The 15596-nt window shown below is 65.8% G+C and carries 15 protein-coding genes and 1 pseudogene; 2 read left to right on the top strand and 14 right to left on the bottom strand.

Annotated features, from left to right (window positions below; genetic code table 11):
- The first annotated feature begins 40 nt into the window (after nucleotides 1–40).
- Complete coding sequence (radA, locus tag E0E39_RS12215; protein ID WP_130874987.1) at nucleotides 41–1444, top strand: DNA repair protein RadA; 1404 nt, start codon at nucleotides 41–43, stop codon at nucleotides 1442–1444.
- Nucleotides 1445–1657: 213 nt separating this feature from the next.
- On the opposite strand, the gene E0E39_RS12220 is transcribed toward radA, so the two are convergent.
- Both E0E39_RS12220 and E0E39_RS12225 read right to left on the bottom strand, forming a co-directional pair.
- Nucleotides 1658–1945 (bottom strand): transcriptional regulator, encoded by a 288-nt coding sequence (locus tag E0E39_RS12220; protein ID WP_130874988.1) that lies wholly within the window; start codon nucleotides 1943–1945, stop codon nucleotides 1658–1660.
- Entirely contained in the window at nucleotides 1942–2394 is a 453-nt protein-coding gene (locus E0E39_RS12225; RefSeq protein ID WP_130874989.1) for a hypothetical protein, read from the bottom strand. Before E0E39_RS12225 ends, E0E39_RS12220 begins: the two co-directional genes overlap by 4 nt.
- A 92-nt stretch (nucleotides 2395–2486) precedes the next feature.
- Between E0E39_RS12225 and disA the strand changes: the two genes are divergently transcribed.
- Nucleotides 2487–3548, top strand: coding sequence for a DNA integrity scanning diadenylate cyclase DisA (gene disA / locus E0E39_RS12230; protein WP_130874990.1), 1062 nt, complete (start codon nucleotides 2487–2489; stop codon nucleotides 3546–3548).
- 143 nt (nucleotides 3549–3691) lie between these two features.
- Here disA and E0E39_RS12235 read toward each other — a convergent pair whose 3' ends face one another.
- The 12 genes and pseudogenes from E0E39_RS12235 to E0E39_RS12290 all read right to left on the bottom strand — a co-directional run bounded on the left by E0E39_RS12235 (nucleotide 3692) and on the right by E0E39_RS12290 (nucleotide 15591).
- On the bottom strand, nucleotides 3692–6187 hold the full coding sequence (locus E0E39_RS12235) for an ATP-dependent Clp protease ATP-binding subunit (protein WP_130874991.1): 2496 nt from the start codon (nucleotides 6185–6187) through the stop codon (nucleotides 3692–3694).
- Between the two features lie 717 nt (nucleotides 6188–6904).
- Nucleotides 6905–7228 carry a histone-like nucleoid-structuring protein Lsr2 gene (locus E0E39_RS12240; RefSeq protein ID WP_130874992.1) on the bottom strand — a complete coding sequence of 108 codons (324 nt, stop codon included), beginning with the start codon at nucleotides 7226–7228 and terminating at the stop codon, nucleotides 6905–6907.
- A gap of 500 nt (nucleotides 7229–7728) precedes the next feature.
- Nucleotides 7729–8385, bottom strand: a complete 657-nt coding sequence (locus E0E39_RS12245; RefSeq protein ID WP_130874993.1) for a cell division topological specificity factor MinE — start codon at nucleotides 8383–8385, stop codon at nucleotides 7729–7731.
- Between the two features lie 86 nt (nucleotides 8386–8471).
- Nucleotides 8472–8969 carry a DUF3180 domain-containing protein gene (locus E0E39_RS12250; RefSeq protein ID WP_130874994.1) on the bottom strand — a complete coding sequence of 166 codons (498 nt, stop codon included), beginning with the start codon at nucleotides 8967–8969 and terminating at the stop codon, nucleotides 8472–8474.
- Nucleotides 8966–9529: a 2-amino-4-hydroxy-6-hydroxymethyldihydropteridine diphosphokinase gene (gene folK / locus E0E39_RS12255; protein ID WP_130874995.1), complete on the bottom strand. Its 564-nt coding sequence runs from the start codon at nucleotides 9527–9529 to the stop codon at nucleotides 8966–8968. The genes E0E39_RS12250 and folK overlap by 4 nt, the downstream gene beginning before the upstream one ends.
- Nucleotides 9510–9878: a dihydroneopterin aldolase gene (gene folB / locus E0E39_RS12260; RefSeq protein WP_130874996.1), complete on the bottom strand. Its 369-nt coding sequence runs from the start codon at nucleotides 9876–9878 to the stop codon at nucleotides 9510–9512. Before folB ends, folK begins: the two co-directional genes overlap by 20 nt.
- 72 nt (nucleotides 9879–9950) lie before the next feature.
- Nucleotides 9951–10751: a dihydropteroate synthase gene (folP, locus tag E0E39_RS12265; protein ID WP_130874997.1), complete on the bottom strand. Its 801-nt coding sequence runs from the start codon at nucleotides 10749–10751 to the stop codon at nucleotides 9951–9953.
- Nucleotides 10752–10755: 4 nt separating this feature from the next.
- Nucleotides 10756–11322: a GTP cyclohydrolase I FolE gene (folE, locus tag E0E39_RS12270; protein WP_014845543.1), complete on the bottom strand. Its 567-nt coding sequence runs from the start codon at nucleotides 11320–11322 to the stop codon at nucleotides 10756–10758.
- A pseudogene (gene ftsH / locus E0E39_RS12275) lies at nucleotides 11237–13325 on the bottom strand (ATP-dependent zinc metalloprotease FtsH); the annotation flags it as partial. The pseudogene ftsH and the gene folE, both read right to left, overlap by 86 nt.
- A 295-nt stretch (nucleotides 13326–13620) precedes the next feature.
- Nucleotides 13621–14052, bottom strand: a complete 432-nt coding sequence (locus E0E39_RS12280; RefSeq protein ID WP_130874999.1) for a DUF6041 domain-containing protein — start codon at nucleotides 14050–14052, stop codon at nucleotides 13621–13623.
- Complete coding sequence (locus tag E0E39_RS12285; RefSeq protein ID WP_130875000.1) at nucleotides 14033–15259, bottom strand: class I SAM-dependent methyltransferase; 1227 nt, start codon at nucleotides 15257–15259, stop codon at nucleotides 14033–14035. The genes E0E39_RS12280 and E0E39_RS12285 overlap by 20 nt, the downstream gene beginning before the upstream one ends.
- Complete coding sequence (locus E0E39_RS12290; protein WP_130875001.1) at nucleotides 15256–15591, bottom strand: RedY protein; 336 nt, start codon at nucleotides 15589–15591, stop codon at nucleotides 15256–15258. The genes E0E39_RS12285 and E0E39_RS12290 overlap by 4 nt, the downstream gene beginning before the upstream one ends.
- Nucleotides 15592–15596 lie beyond the last annotated feature (5 nt).

The following is a 15596-nucleotide window of genomic DNA, read 5'->3' on the forward strand; positions in this document are numbered from 1 at the left end:
GGGACCGGCTTTGTCGGTGATCGTCCGTAGACTCCCCGGCATGGCGAAACAGGATTCCTTCCAGTGCACCGAGTGCGGCTGGACCACCGCCCGCTGGGTGGGGCGCTGCGGCGAGTGCCAGGCGTGGGGCAGCGTCGTGGAACGGGGCGGCCCGAAGCTGACGAAGGTCGCCGCGGCATCCCCGTCGCGCTCGGCGCAGCGCATCTCACAGGTCCCCACCGACGATGCCCGCCGCAAACGCACCGGGATCGAGGAGCTGGACCGGGTGCTGGGCGACGGCCTGGTGCCGGGCGCGGTCGTGCTGCTGGCCGGCGAACCCGGGGTGGGCAAGTCCACCCTCCTGATCGACGTGGCCGCCAAGTGGGCGGGCACCGGGGAGACCACCCTGTACATCTCCGGTGAGGAGTCGGCCTCGCAGGTGAAGCTGCGTGCCTCCCGCACCGGCGCCGTCCACGACGACCTCTTCCTGGCCAGCGAGAACGACCTCGCCACCGTGCTGGGGCACGTCGAGGAGGTCTCGCCGTCGCTGCTGATCGTGGACTCGGTGCAGACCATCTCCGCCACCGGGGCCGACGGCACCCCGGGTGGACCCGCGCAGGTGCGGGAGGTGACGGCCGCCCTGGCGCGGGTGGCGAAGAACCGCAACATGGCGGTGCTGATCGTCGGCCACGTCACCAAGGACGGCTCCATCGCCGGGCCCCGCACCATGGAACACCTCGTGGACGTGGTGCTCAGCTTCGAGGGGGATCGCCACTCCGGGTTCCGCATGGTGCGGGCCACCAAGAACCGCTTCGGCCCCGCGGACGAGGTGGGCTGCTTCGAGATGAGCGAGACCGGCATCGCCGAGGTGCCGGACCCGTCGGGCCTGTTCACCATCGCCCGCTCCGCCCCCGTGCCGGGCACCTGCGTGACGGTCACCCTGCAGGGACGCAGGCCGCTGCTGGCGGAGGTGCAGGCCCTGGTGGCCCCCACCCCGGGCAACTCCCCGAAACGCGCCACCCACGGCCTCGACTCGTCCCGCATCGCCATGGTCCTGGCCGTCCTCGAACGCAAGGCCCGGTTGCCGCTCAGCCAGTCGGACGTCTACACCTCCACCGTGGGCGGGGCGAAGGTGACGGACCCGTCGGTTGATCTGGCGGTGGCGGTGGCGGTGGCCTCGGCCGCCCTGGACCGGCAGCACCCGCAGCGTCTCCTGGCGCTGGGGGAGGTGGGTCTGGCGGGTGACCTGCGTCGCGTCCCCGGCACCGAACGCCGCCTGGCGGAGGCCGCCCGGCTCGGCTTCGAACTGGCGCTGGTGCCCCGCGGGTCGCGGGATGTCACGGTGAGGGTGCCCCGCCTGGCCGGATTGAAGGTGGTGGAGGTGGACACCCTCGCCGACGCCCTGGGCATCCTGGACCTGCGCCGTCCCGCCGGCACTCCCCCACACGGCGAAGAAGCAACCTGAACCGAAGCCCCTGTGAAGCCGGTTGAGCCGAGTCGCGAGCATCCCTCCCCCGAAGCTGGTTGAGCCAGCACGTGAGCGCCAGCGAACGGCTGAGTCGAAACCACCCCGCAACCGAGAGGCAAACCCGACCCCAGACACCCGCAAGATGGTTTCGACACGGGCCGATCCTTCGCCGCGGCCCGGCCCAACCCGCTTTGAGGGGGAATACCGGGTTCAGTTCTCCTCGATGATCTTCCGCAGGGCGGCGACGTGATTCCGGTAGGCTTTGCGACCCGCTGCGGTCAGCCCCACCCAGGTGCGCGGCCGGCCGATGCGCTGGGGTTTGCGTTCCAGCGTGACGTAGCCGGCGTCGATCAGCACCTTGAGCTGTTTGCTCAGCAGCGATTTCGACACCCCGAGCCCCTCCAGCAGGGCGGCGAACTCCACCTGCCGGGCGGCGGAGAGCGCCGCGCAGATCCGCAGCCGGTTCGGGGAATGGATGGTCTCGTCGAAGGTGGTCACCAGATATCGTGCTCCTCGAACCGTCCCTCGGCGAACCGCCGGTTGCGCCAGCGTTCGTCGAGCAGGAACGTGACGAGGCACACCACGGACATGGCCGCGCCGTAAGCGATCGAGACCCAGAGCCGGCCAATCGCCACACCGCTCAGCAGGTAGAGGAGCGAGGACGGCACCAGAAATTGGAGATGGAACCAGGGCGACAAGAGATAGTGCCCACGGGAGCGTACCTGCCGGTTGAGCCACATGCTCACGGGCACCACCACCACGAGCCCAATACCTATGAGCACCCAGGCGCGGGCGAGAAGGAGACCCCAGCAGACTCCTAAAGCCCCGCCCAGCACCGCGAATGACCACCACGGCGCAGCTGCTGCCCGCACGGTCGCCGCGCGGGCGTCGTCGGCGAGTTCGAGGAGACGGGCCGCCGACTCGCGATCCGGCGAGTTGGTTTCCATGTATTCAACAATAGTCGCCCGGCCACGCCTCCGGAAGACCGGGTTTCACCGGGTTTGTAAACTTGCTCCGGTATCGACGGCTCGGGAGGAAAATGAAGCGGGATCGGCTACGCCAGTACCAGCGGCGCCTCGCGCCCGGCACCCCACTGCGCGCCGGCCTGGACCGCATCCTGCACGGCCGCACCGGCGCCCTGGTCGTACTGGGGAACAACCCGAAGGTCCAGCAGGTCTCCACCGGCGGTTTCCGGCTCGACGTCGAGTTCACCCCCCAGGCCCTGCGGGAACTGGCGAAGCTCGACGGCGCCATCATCCTGTCCAACGACCTCAGCCGCATCATCGCCGCGGGCGTGCACCTCGTCCCCGCGGGCGATCTGCCGACCGCCGAGACCGGCACCCGGCACCGCTCCGCCGACCGCACCGCGCAGGCCTCCGGGGTGCCCGTGGTGACGGTGTCGGCGTCGATGTCCACGATCTCGTTGTTCATGGACGGCGACCGGCACGTGGTGGAGACCTCCGGGCAGATGATCAGCCGCGCCAACCAGACCCTGGCGACCCTCGCCCGCTTCGTCGACCGGCTGAACGGTATCCTCCACCAGTTCAACGCCCTCGAGGTCGGCGAACAGGTCACCACCCGCGACCTGGTGCTCGTCGCCCAGCGCTTCGAGATGACCCGGCGCCTGTCCGCGGAGGCCCAGTTCCACATAGACACCCTCGGCGTCGAGGGTCGTCTCATAGCGCTGCAGCACGCGGAACTGGTCGGCGAGTTCACCGGCCTCGATGAGCAGCTGAGAACCGACTACGCACACAACCTCGCCGACCCGTCGCTCTTCACCCTGGAGCCGCTGCACAACTTCTCCGCGGAGGAGCTGCTGAGCCCTCAGCTCGTCGCGGAACGCATCGGCTTCGGCGAATCCCCCTACCTGGAGACCCCGATCCACACCCGCGGCGCGCGACTGCTGATCTCGGTGGGACGACTGTCGGAGGGCATGACGACCAAACTCATCGACCGGTTCTCGCTGCAGGAGCTGTTCAGCGTCTCCGTCTCGGAGCTCCAGCAGCTCGACGGGATCGGGGCGGCGCGGGCCCGCCTGATCCGCGACGCCCTGCTGCGCATCACCGAGGCCGCATACGCCCGCCCCCAGCCCCCCGTCTGAAAGATTCTGTCGACACCCTCACCATGGGGTTTCGACACGGGCCGCTCGTTCCTCGCAACCCTGCTCAACCACCATCGACACGACCCTCTTGGTGCGACACGAGGGCCCCGACCATGTGGTCGGGGCCCTCGTCGTTCAGTCACTCATTCGACGGGACCGGCCTCCGCGGGAATTTCCGGCGGGGTCTTGGAGATTCCCGTGAACTTGAACGGCAGCTCCGCGCCCTCCTCGGCGACGCCCACCTGGACGATCTGCCCGGACGCCAGTTCCCCGAAGAGGATCTTCTCGGCGAGCACGTCCTCGATGTCGCGCTGCAGGGCGCGGCGCAGGGGACGCGCCCCGAGCACCGGGTCGAAGCCGCGCTTGGCGACGAGGGTCTTCGCGGCCGGGGTCAGCTCGATGCCCATGTCCCGGTCCGCCAGACGGGTTTCGATCTGCGCCACCATCAGGTCCACGATCCGCTCGATGTCGGACTGCGTGAGCTGGTGGAACACGACGATCTCGTCGACGCGGTTCAGGAACTCGGGGCGGAAGTGCTGCTTCAGCTCGTCGGAGACCTTCGCCTTCATCTTCTCGTAGCTGGAGGCCTCGTCACCGGCCCGCGAGAAGCCGAGGTTGACCCCCTTGCTGATGTCGCGGGAACCGAGGTTCGTGGTCATCACGATCACGGTGTTCTTGAAGTCCACCACGCGACCCTGGGCATCGGTGAGGCGCCCCTCGTCGAGGATCTGCAACAGCGAGTTGAAGATGTCCGGGTGGGCCTTCTCGATCTCGTCGAACAGCACCACCGAGAACGGCTTGCGGCGCACCTTCTCGGTGAGCTGGCCGCCCTCCTCGTAGCCGACGTAGCCGGGCGGGGAACCGAACATCCTGGACGCGGTGTGCTTCTCGGAGTACTCGCTCATGTCGAGGGTGATCAGGGCGTCCTCGTCGCCGAACAGGAACTCCGTGAGCGCCTTGGTGAGCTCCGTCTTCCCGACGCCCGAGGGGCCGGCGAAGATGAAGGAACCGGAGGGACGCTTCGGGTCCTTCAAGCCGGCACGGGTGCGGCGGATCGAGCGCGCGAGGGCCTTGACGGCGTCCTCCTGCCCGATGTAGCGCTTCCCGAGCTCCTGTTCCATGCGCAGCAGGCGCGCCGACTCCTCCTCCGTCAGCTTGAACACCGGGATTCCGGTACTGCTGGACAGCACGACCGCGATCTCCTCCTCGCCCACCACGGCGGGGATGTCGGAGTCTCCCTGTTTCCAGGCCTCCTCCTTCTCCGCGCGCTGCGCCTGGATGCGGGTGACGTCGTCGCGCAGCCGGGCCGCGGTCTCGAAGTCCTGCGCGTCGATGGCGGCGTCCTTCTCCATCTTCAGCTTCGCGATCTGCTCGTCGAACTCGCGCAGATCGGGCGGTGCGGTCATCCGCTGGATGCGCAGCCGCGCACCGGCCTCGTCGATCAGGTCGATGGCCTTGTCCGGCAGGAACCGATCCTGGATGTAGCGGTCCGCCATCGTCGCCGCGGCCGTGAGGGCCTCGTCGGTGATGGTGATGCGGTGGTGCGCCTCGTAGCGGTCCCGCAGGCCCTTCAGGATGTCGATGGTCAGCGCGACGGAGGGCTCGGCCACCTGGATCGGCTGGAACCGGCGCTCCAGGGCGGCGTCCTTCTCGATGTGCTTGCGGTACTCGTCGAGGGTGGTGGCGCCGATGGTCTGGAGCTCACCGCGGGCCAGCATGGGTTTGAGGATGCTGGCGGCGTCGATGGCCCCCTCCGCGGCGCCGGCACCGACGAGGGTGTGGATCTCGTCGATGAACAGCATGATGTCGCCGCGGGTCTTGATCTCCTTGAGCACCTTCTTCAGGCGTTCCTCGAAGTCGCCGCGGTAGCGGGAACCGGCCACCAGGGCGCCCAGGTCGAGGGTGTAGATCTGCTTGTCGCGCAGGGTCTCGGGCACGTCGCCGCGGACGATGGCCTGGCTGAGGCCCTCGACGACGGCGGTCTTGCCGACTCCCGGTTCGCCGATCAGCACCGGGTTGTTCTTGGTACGGCGGCTGAGCACCGTCATGACGCGCTCGATCTCGCTGACGCGACCGATCACCGGGTCGAGCCGGTTCTCGCGCGCGGCCTGGGTGAGATTGCGCCCGAACTGGTCGAGCACCTGCGAGCTGGACTTCTCCGGCCCGGCCTCGGGGGCGCCGGCCATGGACGCCTCCTTGCCCTGGTAGCCGGCCAGCAGCTGGATGACGGTGGAACGCACCCGGCCGAGGTCGGCGCCGAGCTTCAGGAGCACCTGGGCGGCCACTCCCTCGCCCTCACGCACCAGCCCGAGCAGGATGTGCTCGGTGCCGATGTAGTTGTGGTTCATCTGCAGGGCCTCGCGCAGCGAGAGCTCCAGCACGCGCTTGGCGCGCGGCGAGAAGGGGATGTGCCCGGACGGCACCTGCTGCCCCTGACCCATGATCTCGACCACCTGCTCGCGTGCGGCCTGCAGGGAGATTCCCATTTGTTCCAGCGCCTTGGCGGCCACTCCCTCGCCCTCGTGAATCAGACCGAGAAGCAGGTGTTCCGTACCGATGTAGTTGTGGTTTAACAGCTTGGCCTCATCCTGCGCCAGCACGATGACACGGCGGGCGCGATCAGTGAAGCGTTCGAACATTCTCTATCTCCTCCTGCGGTGTGCGACGAAGTTGCGTCGACTCCGCTCATACCAGCTTAGAGGGTTACACAAGGATCCTGCTGGATCATGGCCCACAGAGCCCGGAACCGCCTCCCCGCAAAGCACGGAGCCGGGACCCGTGTCGGAGGCACCGGACAGGCGCGGCAAGCCCCACACGATGTGATGGAGAGTCTCGGGATCGCTGCTCACGGCGTGCGCGATCCGACTCGCCGTCGCGATGGCCCGGCGTCGGGGACGTGCGCAGGGGCGAGTCACCGGCTCGGTCTCTCGCGCGAAGCGACATCTCCCGATTCGGGAGCGGGGCGAGGAACCCGAACGCGTTCGCCGATTCTTGGACGGCACGGCCTTCCGGCCCACCGAGAAGGTTATTCCCTCGAAGTGGATCAGGAGATCCGTCGAGAGTGGCGCCGGTTTCCCTCCGCACCCGAGAAAAACGGGCAACCCGCTTATACACCTGACCCGCTCGAAACTCCAAATCGTTCTCATGAACCACTGCACATTTCGGTAATTCCGCTACTCCGGAGACAATCACGCCAACGCGACCCGAACTTCCTCACACCGGGCGCCGGGAAGACCCAGAACAACACCCAAGGGGGCGGGAACTCGTGCTCCCGCCCCCTTGCAGGGTTCGCTTCAGTTGAAGTGACTTGTGTCTTCTCGGCCCATTCCCCCCAAGCAGAGCCGACCGTTCAGGTTTCAGTGGGCAGCCTCATAGGCCGCCATGATGGCGGTGGGAATGCGACCGCGATCGCTGACCTCGTGGCCCTGAGCGCGCGCCCAGTTGCGAACATCGTTAGTGGACGGTCCGTCATTGGAACGACGCTGGTTGTTGCGCTTGGAGCTCTTGCGAACGCGACGAGCGGAACCGGTCCAAGGTTCGAGAGCTTGAACCAGCTTCGTGATGTTGGCCTCGCTCAGGTCGATTTCGTACTCGACACCATCGAGGGCGAAAGTGACATTGCGGTCCGCGACAGAACCGTCGATATCATCCTTGAGGAAGATCTGGACCTCACGAGCCATGGGAACTCCTGTTCATCTAAAACTTGCACAAGCTCTTTGCTTGCTTGGGACGTAGGCAACAATACATCACTTTCACAAAATTTGAAGTCGAATATGAACCACGATCAATGCGAAGGGGCCTCGGGGAATACCGCTTGCCATGCACGAAACCTTGACGATTAGGGCATGATCATCCCTCGGACGCCACCTTGCTGACCTATCGGATGACAGGAGATATTGGCCGTTTGGATGACAAAGTCATTCATGCCGGCTGGTCTCTTCGCGGCATGTGATGCCCCATGACGGCGTCGTGAGCCTCGTCCTCGAGACCTTCACGAAGGCGTTCTGGCCGAACTGTGCGCATCGGCGGAGGCCAAGCCCATGGGGTGTTTCCCGTGGAGCGCATGCCCCGCGGGGCGAAAGAAAGATCCCCGTCCGAGTGGCCTTCAGGCCATCTGGGCGGGGATCCGTTGGTGGTGGTGTGTGTCGGGTGAGCTCTGCACACCCGACGGGACGGTTGTTCAGGCCTCCTTGCGGATGGGCAGCGACTCGTCGTAGTGGGCCATGTTGAGCTTGGCAAGGTCCACCATGGTGGGGTGCTCGTCGTCGCTGATCCACAGCTCGATGGCCTCTTCGCCCTTGGCGTAACGGGGCAGCTCGACGATGTTGCTGGACTCCTCGATCTCCTGGCGGGCCTCTTCCTCCGCGACGAGACGCTCCTCCAGCTCCGCGATCCTGGCCTCGAGTGCGTCGATGCGGGACTGCCGCTCGGCAACCTCGCCACGCAGCCATGCGGAATTTCCGCGCATGGTGCTGAGCTCCGAGTTGGCGGCTCCCAGCTGGCGGCGCAGTTTGGCGATCATCGACTTGAGGTTCTGCGCGCGCTCATTGAAGCGATCGATCATCGCGACGGATTCCGCGTGATGCCGTTCGGCCTGCTCGACGCGAATCGCCACCTGGCGCTTGACCTCCTCGCGATGTTCCGCTCGTTCGCGCTTCAACTCCATCCAGGCCACGGAGACGGCGGCCACCGCCATCACCAGGGCCACGACGGCACCGGCGCGAACAACCCAGATGCCGCCCAGAAGCGAACCAAGAACCACCAGCGACCCCACGATGAGGATGCCGATGGCGATGGAACGCTCGGAGGAGGACTTCGCAACGTGACGACCTGACATGTCGACAGATTAAACCAGCCATGCGGGCCTTTCGGCAGCGAAACGCCGAAAACCGAAGTTCTGGACGTTCGACATTCGGGTTTTCCTCAGGCGGGCTCCGAGATCTCCTGGTCCTCTCCGGGGTCAACGTCGTTGCCATCACCGTCGATCATGCAGGCACGTTCCAGTATCCATCCACCCCATGAGCAGAAGGCGGCGGCGCCGATGGTCACGAGGCCGTGCCAGACCCGGGCCGCGGGTACTGCGGCAGCCATTGACGCCAGCCAACGACCCACGTAGATCACGTGCCCTCCTGCGAGCAGGGCACCCGTGGCGATCAGCGACTTCGCCATCACCATCGCCCGAACCGCTTCCAGCGCGGGGACCCGGTGTTGCTCCAGTCGCTTCGGAAGGGCACGGGCGTAGAGGATGGCTGCGATCGCCAGCAGAGTCAGGAGCGCCGGCAGGCTCCACGGTGTCACGGGCAGGAAGGCGTTCGCGAGATCGAAGATGCTCAGGATCATCCAGCCGACGACGGTGCCCGCCAGGACCGCGACAACTACCTGACGCCCGGTGGTGGGGGTCAGCCCCGGTTTCCGTGTCAATGCCGACCGGGATTCGCTATGACGACGTCATCGCGCCTGACGACACCGGTTCTGTCCACGTGCGTGACGAGTTCCGCTATCGGCCCGACACCCGCTATTTCGCCCGCGGGATCGATGTCAAGCCACGGGACCAGCACGAAAGCCCTTTCGTGGGCTCGCGGATGGGGAAGTTCTATGTCCTCCTCGCTGCGGCGTTTGCCGACCATGATGATGTCGATATCCAGGGTGCGCGGCCCGTTGGGGACCGTGCGTTCCCGACCGAAGCTCTCTTCTATGGCGAAGGCCCGGTCCAGCAGGGTCATCGGCTCCAGGGTGGATTCCGCGACCACCACGAGGTTCAGGTAGTCATTCTGTTCCGGCCCCTCCCCGATGAAAGGTGTCTGGTAGACGGGAGAAACGTCAACGACAATCAGGTCCGGGGTTTCCGCGAGCACGTCAACGGCCTGCGCGAGGATGGTGGGCGAGTCCCCCGTGTTGGAGCCAAGGGAGAAAACGACCTTGGAGATGGGACGCATGTTTCCCAAGGTGTCGACATCAATGTCAAAGGGACCGTTGCTCATGGCTGCTCCTGGTGATGGTGACTGACAGATCTGACAATTCGTGAGGTACGGGAGCCTGCGGTTTGTGCACCGTCACACGAACCTGCTGAACCAGCGAATTGGACAGACACCGGTCGGCGATCCTTCCCGCGAGGGTTTCTATGAGCCGGCAGGGCTCGCCCTCGATCTCGGCGCGGATCAGGTCGGCGATCCCGACATAGTCAACCGTGTCCGAGAGTTCGTCGGACCGGGTCTCTAGGTGTACTCCGAGTTCGACGTCGACGATGAAGAGCTGCCCATTGCGCCGCTCCTCGGGAAACACCCCGTGGAAACCTGTCGCGCTCAGACCTGTGATGCTGATGGAATCCACACCTTCACCTCCTCACGGATCGCATTGAACCGAGAATACCGGGTCCTGGTGAAGGCGTCCCGAGGGAGCCTGTCAGCCTGCCGCACGGATCCCGAGACACTGTCCGACCCGGGCCGCGTCGCGCTGTGTGGTCACCTCGTGGGTGCGAACCGCCCAGATCCCGCGCAGGGCGCACCAGGTGGTGACTGCGGCGGTGGCGGCGTCGCGGTCCGTGGCGGGCCTGCCGTCCAGCAGCTCACCCAGGAAACGTTTGCGACTGACCCCGACCAGCAGCCGGTGTCCCATGGCCTGGAGGACATCCAGGCCGCGCAGCAGCTGCCAGTTCTGTTCGGAGGTCTTGGCGAACCCGATCCCCGGGTCGAGGATGATGCGTTCGGCCGCGATGCCCGCGGCCAGGGCGGCGTCGCGGCGGGTAGCAAGTTCCGCGGCCACGTCGGCGACGACATCGGTGTAGTCGGTGTGTTGCTGCATGACCTCGGAGTGGCCGCGCCAGTGCATGGCGACATAGTCGACACCGAGATCCGCGACCGCGCCCAGCATGCCGGGGTCGGCGAGCCCACCGGAGACGTCGTTGACGATCCGGGCCCCCGCCGCGACCGCGGCCCGGGCGACGGAGGCGCGCATGGTGTCAACGGAACAGGTGATCCCGTGGGCCGCCAGGGCCGCGACCACCGGGATCACGCGCGCCATTTCCTCCGCCTCGGGGACCCGCGCGGCCCCGGGACGGGTGGATTCGCCCCCGACGTCGACGATCCCCGCCCCCTGGGATGCCAGGAGCCTGCCGTGGGCGATGGCGGCCTCGGCGTCGTCGTGCCGCCCACCGTCGGAGAACGAGTCGGGGGTGACGTTGAGCACACCCATCACGATGGTCATGAGGTCACCTCGCCATGATCAGGCTCATGGCCTCGGCGCGGGTGGCGGCGTTGCGCAGCTGCCCTCGCACGGCGCTGGTGATGGTTCTGCTGCCCGGTTTGCGCACCCCCCGCATCGTCATGCACGTGTGTTCGGCCTCGATCACGACGATCACGCCCTGCGCACCCAGGTGGGTGACGAGCGCGTCGGCGACCTGCGTGGTGAGGCGTTCCTGCACCTGCGGGCGGCGGGCGTAGATGTCGACCAGCCGGGCCAGTTTCGACAGTCCCGTCACCCGTCCCCCGCCGGGGATGTAGCCGACGTGCGCCACCCCGAAGAAGGGCAGCAGGTGGTGCTCGCAGCAGCTCGTCAGCTCGATGTCGCGGACGAGCACGAGCTCCTCGTGGTCGATGTCGAAGGTGGTCGACAGCAATTCGGCGGGGTCCTGCGCCAGCCCGGAGAACAACTCCCGGTAGGCGCGGGCGACGCGCCCCGGGGTTTCGGACAGCCCGTCGCGATCCGGGTCCTCGCCGACCGCGAGGAGGATCTCGCGAACCGCCTCCTCGATCCGGGGCTGGTCGACGTGGCTCACCGCCGATCCTCGGGAGCGGGCGGTGCCCAACGGTCGGGGGGACCGTCCGGGAGCGGGCGGTGCGTGATCTGCCTGGGTGGGGTTTCCTGCCCGGAGGGACCGGGGGATCCCGGCACCTCGACGGGCGGGATGGTGGAGGGCACGCGCAGCTCGGAGCCGGTCCAGGCGGGCCGTTTGTCGCGGCGCTTGAGGTTCTTGAACACCTCCGCGACCTCGGCCTTGTTGAGGGTCTCCTTCGCGAACAGCTGCCGGACCAGCTCGTCGAGCACCTCGCGGTTCTCCACCAGCACGTCGTAGGCCTCCTGGTGGGCGGCGTTGATGAGCTTGGCCACCTCCTCGTCGATGATCGCCGCGGAGGCCTCCGAGAAGTCCTTCGACGGCTGCGCCCCGCGCATCCCCATGAACGGTTCGGAATCGCCGCCGCCGAGCTGGACGGCGCCGACTCGCTCGCTCATGCCGTACTGGGTGACCATGGCCCGCGCCACCTTCGTGGCCTTCTCGATGTCGTTCTGGGCGCCGGTGGTGGGATCGTGGAAGATCATTTCCTCCGCGGCCCGGCCGCCCATCATGTAGGCCATCTGGTCCAGCAGCTCGCCGCGGGTGTGCGAGTACTTGTCGTCGTCGGGCATCACCATCGTGTAGCCGAGCGCGCGGCCGCGCGGCAGGATCGTGACCTTCTGGACGGGATCGTTGCCGGGCATCGCGGCCGCCACGAGGGCGTGCCCGCCCTCGTGGTAGGCGGTGATGAGGCGTTCACGGTCGTTCATCAGGCGGGTGCGTTTCTGCGGTCCCGCGATCACCCGGTCGATGGCCTCGTCGAGCTGCGGCTGGCCGATCTCGTTCAGGTTCATGCGCGCTGCGAGCAGTGCGGCCTCGTTGAGGACGTTGGCCAGGTCGGCGCCGGAGAAACCGGGGGTGCGGCGGGCCACGGAGGCGAGATCGACGTCCTTGGCGAGGGGTTTGCCGACGGCGTGCACCTGGAGGATGTGGGAACGGCCGGTCAGGTCGGGTGCCTCGACGGAGATCTGGCGGTCAAAACGGCCCGGGCGCAGCAGCGCCGGGTCGAGCACGTCGGGGCGGTTCGTCGCGGCGATCAGGATCACCCCGCCGCGCACGTCGAACCCGTCCATCTCGACCAGCAGCTGGTTGAGGGTCTGTTCGCGTTCGTCGTGGCCGCCGCCCATGCCGGCGCCGCGGTGGCGGCCGACGGCGTCGATCTCGTCGATGAAGACGATGGCGGGCGCGGCCTCCTTGGCCTGCTCGAACAGGTCGCGGACCCGGCTGGCGCCGACACCGACGAACATCTCGACGAAATCGGAACCGGAGATTGAGAAGAACGGCACCCCGGCCTCCCCCGCGACGGCGCGCGCCAGGAGGGTCTTGCCGGTCCCGGGCGGGCCATAGAGCAGCACGCCCTTGGGGATCTTCGCACCGAGTTTCTGGAATTTCGCGGGCTCCGCGAGGAATTCCTTGATCTCCTGCAGCTCCTCGACGGCCTCGTCGACTCCTGCGACGTCGGCGAAGGTGGTCTTGGGCATGTCCTTGCTAGCGAGTTTCGCCTTCGATTTGCCGAAGCTGAGCGGGCTGCCCGAACCGCCTCCGTTGACCATTCGCATCACCACGAAGAAACCGATGATGAGAAGCAGGAAGGGCAGGCCCGTGTAGAGCAGGGAGGTGAACAGGTTCGCGGTGGGGTGTTGGGTCGTCCAGCGGTCGAGCGTTCCGGCGGTGGAACGCTGCTGGAGGATCTCCACGAAACCGTCGACCTGGCGTCCCACCCAGCTGGACTGGATGCGCTGCCCTGCCTCCGTGGTGATCCGGATGACCTGGTCGCCGTCATTGAGGGCGACCTCACTGAGCTTCTCGTCGCTCTGCAAGACGCTCATGATCTGGTCCATCGAGACTTCCCGGACTCCGAGCAGCCCGTTGAAGAACTGCATGACCAGCGTCCCAAGAAGGATGATGACGACAACCCAGGTGACCCAACTCATCGGGTTCTTCATGATTTTCTGCAACGGCGGGGTTCCCTAGAAGAAGATGTACGTAAGCACTGGAAGGCTACCAGCGCCCGCCAAGAGGACAGTAATGCCGCATCCCGACGACCGGCGCCCTACTCTCGCTTCGGGAACACGAACTGCTGTTCATCGAGGCCGGGAGACCCGATGTTGCGAAACCAAGGTTCAGCGGTAGCGGTCTCCCCCGGCGGGTCCCCGCCCCACGTCACGGATGACGCGGAGCGGGGAACGCACCGGCGGGACGAACTCGCCCGGCACCTGTACCCAAAGTCACTTCAATCTATCAGGCACCCCGGTTCTCGCGCCGGCTCCTACGACGCTTGTGCAGGATCCAGAGCGCGGCCCCAGCGAAGGCGAGATCCACGGGAATGACGACCGGGAGAGCCCGATGAAGCACAGTGACGAATGCGCCGAGCATGGGAAGGGTTCCGATGAGGGCTGCGTCCACGAGCGGCCCTTCCCCCGCCACCATCGCCACTCCCGCTCCGGTCATCGCCGACGCCACCAGAGCGTTGATCGGCTGATGTTCGCGGAGAAGCCATGCCGTGGGCTCTTCGATGGCCGTGCCCCGATTGGCTTCGAGAGCCTGCTCAAGCCGCCCCTCGGTGCTCTCCCAAGAGGGAAAACACTTCCCGACGCCGGCGGCCAAGTAGCATGCACCGAGCACCCTCCGTGCCCGAAGCGTGGCCCGGCTCTCAGTGCTTTTCTTGATCATGACTTGTCCTTCCTTTCTCTACGATGACATAAAAGGAGTAGAAGAGGGGATCGGCAGGTAGAATCTCCCTTACCCGGAAGTCTACCCTTCGCAGCATCTTCTGAAGACCTGCCCAGTACACCGGGGAGCGGAAGTGGGCGAGGATCCTGTTGAGGAGGACCTCAGCGTCGACGCATGCTCGCGCGACCTCCGCGACATATCGCGCTGAAGAGACGCCCTCGGTTACTTCACCGACGAAGATATCTTGGTACTCCTCGAAGTCAGGGAAATACTGGCAGAAGACGAGAACCCCATCGGGCGCAAGCATCCCGTGGATCTTCCTCAACGCCTCGAGCTGCTCGGCCTCATCGAGGTAGAAGAGCATGTAGCAGGCAAAGACCATGTCAACGGGCTCGGCAACATGACAGTCGCGGATGTCGCCCGTGATGATCTCGCCGTTTTCCCCGGCAAGCCGCTCACGAGCCGAGGCTGCAACGACCGGGTCCTTTTCAACGCCGAGAACCCTGCGTGTGGCCGGATGCGCAGAAGCAGCTGCGACGTGACGACCCTCGCCGCATCCGACATCGACGAACACACCAGGTCGCAAGACATCCAGGAGCGCCCGGAAGGTTTCATGAGTGAACCTGACGAATGCCATCTCCCCGAGATCCGAGCAGAACGCTGTTCCTTGCCTTATGGGACCCCGACCGGTAAAATCAATTTCCTCGATCTCTCGGAAATAGTCGATCATCCAAGGAAAATACGCCACGTCATCACGCTGCATCCACGCAGAGGCGCCATCGGCGCGGGCTTTTTCCGCGAAGTGGACCATGAAGAAGTAGTCCTCGCGATCCTCAGACACCTGATCAGGCAGTTGCCCACTAGCCATGGCCCACGCGTACGAAGGTCGAAGACGAGCTTCGCCACCCCATTCACCGTCCTCAAAGACCCCAAGCCGTCGGGCCAACACGGAGAACTCTCCCCAGATTATTTTATCCCACTCAGGACGAGGTCGGATCACTCCCTCAACGACGTAATCACCAATTACGTCAAGAACGATCTTGCGGAGGAAACCACGAACCCGGGAGAACACGGCCAACGAGGCAGTCTCTGGGGCATCTGCAAGATCTTCACGCGCCCTTTCAACAACGGATCGAACGTTGCCGTCAAGCCCCCGATGAACAGCCTGGGTCTCACGTTTCTCATCGAGAGCATCGAGTTTCATCATGCTTCCTTCCGCTCAACCCCAAGCGGGACCCCATAGCCTTCACCAACAACCTCTTCAACCGTCTCCGAAGTCACGGTTGCCAAAGCGCTGAATCTTTTCTCGAGTTCTCGAAATTCCTTGGATTCCATGTCCTTCGCAAACGCATCCGATCCGGTGGTGAAGATCAGCTCACGGTAGAGGCCCGGACCCTTGGGATCGCGAACAACCGTAAACGCGAGGAGACTACGAAACGCGGGACAGGTCGGGTAGTCGACATCCCGGACGAACCGTTCAAACTCTTCCGGGTCGGTGTCCGGGTGCAGAGAAATGTCATGTGAAATGAGAAGAAACACTGTTT

Origin of the sequence: [Pseudopropionibacterium] massiliense (genome assembly GCF_900607225.1) — a bacterium.
In the GTDB taxonomy this organism is placed as follows: domain Bacteria; phylum Actinomycetota; class Actinomycetes; order Propionibacteriales; family Propionibacteriaceae; genus Arachnia; species Arachnia massiliensis.

Bases quoted from the DNA above. Each gene is read 5' to 3' on its own strand.
- radA (WP_130874987.1), top strand. From the start codon at position 41: ATGGCGAAACAGGATTCCTTCCAGTGCACCGAGTGCGGCTGGACCACC.
- E0E39_RS12225 (WP_130874989.1), bottom strand. From the start codon at position 2,394: ATGGAAACCAACTCGCCGGATCGCGAGTCGGCGGCCCGTCTCCTCGAA.
- disA (WP_130874990.1), top strand. From the start codon at position 2,487: ATGAAGCGGGATCGGCTACGCCAGTACCAGCGGCGCCTCGCGCCCGGC.
- E0E39_RS12235 (WP_130874991.1), bottom strand. From the start codon at position 6,187: ATGTTCGAACGCTTCACTGATCGCGCCCGCCGTGTCATCGTGCTGGCG.
- E0E39_RS12240 (WP_130874992.1), bottom strand. From the start codon at position 7,228: ATGGCTCGTGAGGTCCAGATCTTCCTCAAGGATGATATCGACGGTTCT.
- E0E39_RS12245 (WP_130874993.1), bottom strand. From the start codon at position 8,385: ATGTCAGGTCGTCACGTTGCGAAGTCCTCCTCCGAGCGTTCCATCGCC.
- folK (WP_130874995.1), bottom strand. From the start codon at position 9,529: ATGAGCAACGGTCCCTTTGACATTGATGTCGACACCTTGGGAAACATG.
- folP (WP_130874997.1), bottom strand. From the start codon at position 10,751: ATGACCATCGTGATGGGTGTGCTCAACGTCACCCCCGACTCGTTCTCC.
- E0E39_RS12280 (WP_130874999.1), bottom strand. From the start codon at position 14,052: ATGATCAAGAAAAGCACTGAGAGCCGGGCCACGCTTCGGGCACGGAGG.
- E0E39_RS12285 (WP_130875000.1), bottom strand. From the start codon at position 15,259: ATGATGAAACTCGATGCTCTCGATGAGAAACGTGAGACCCAGGCTGTT.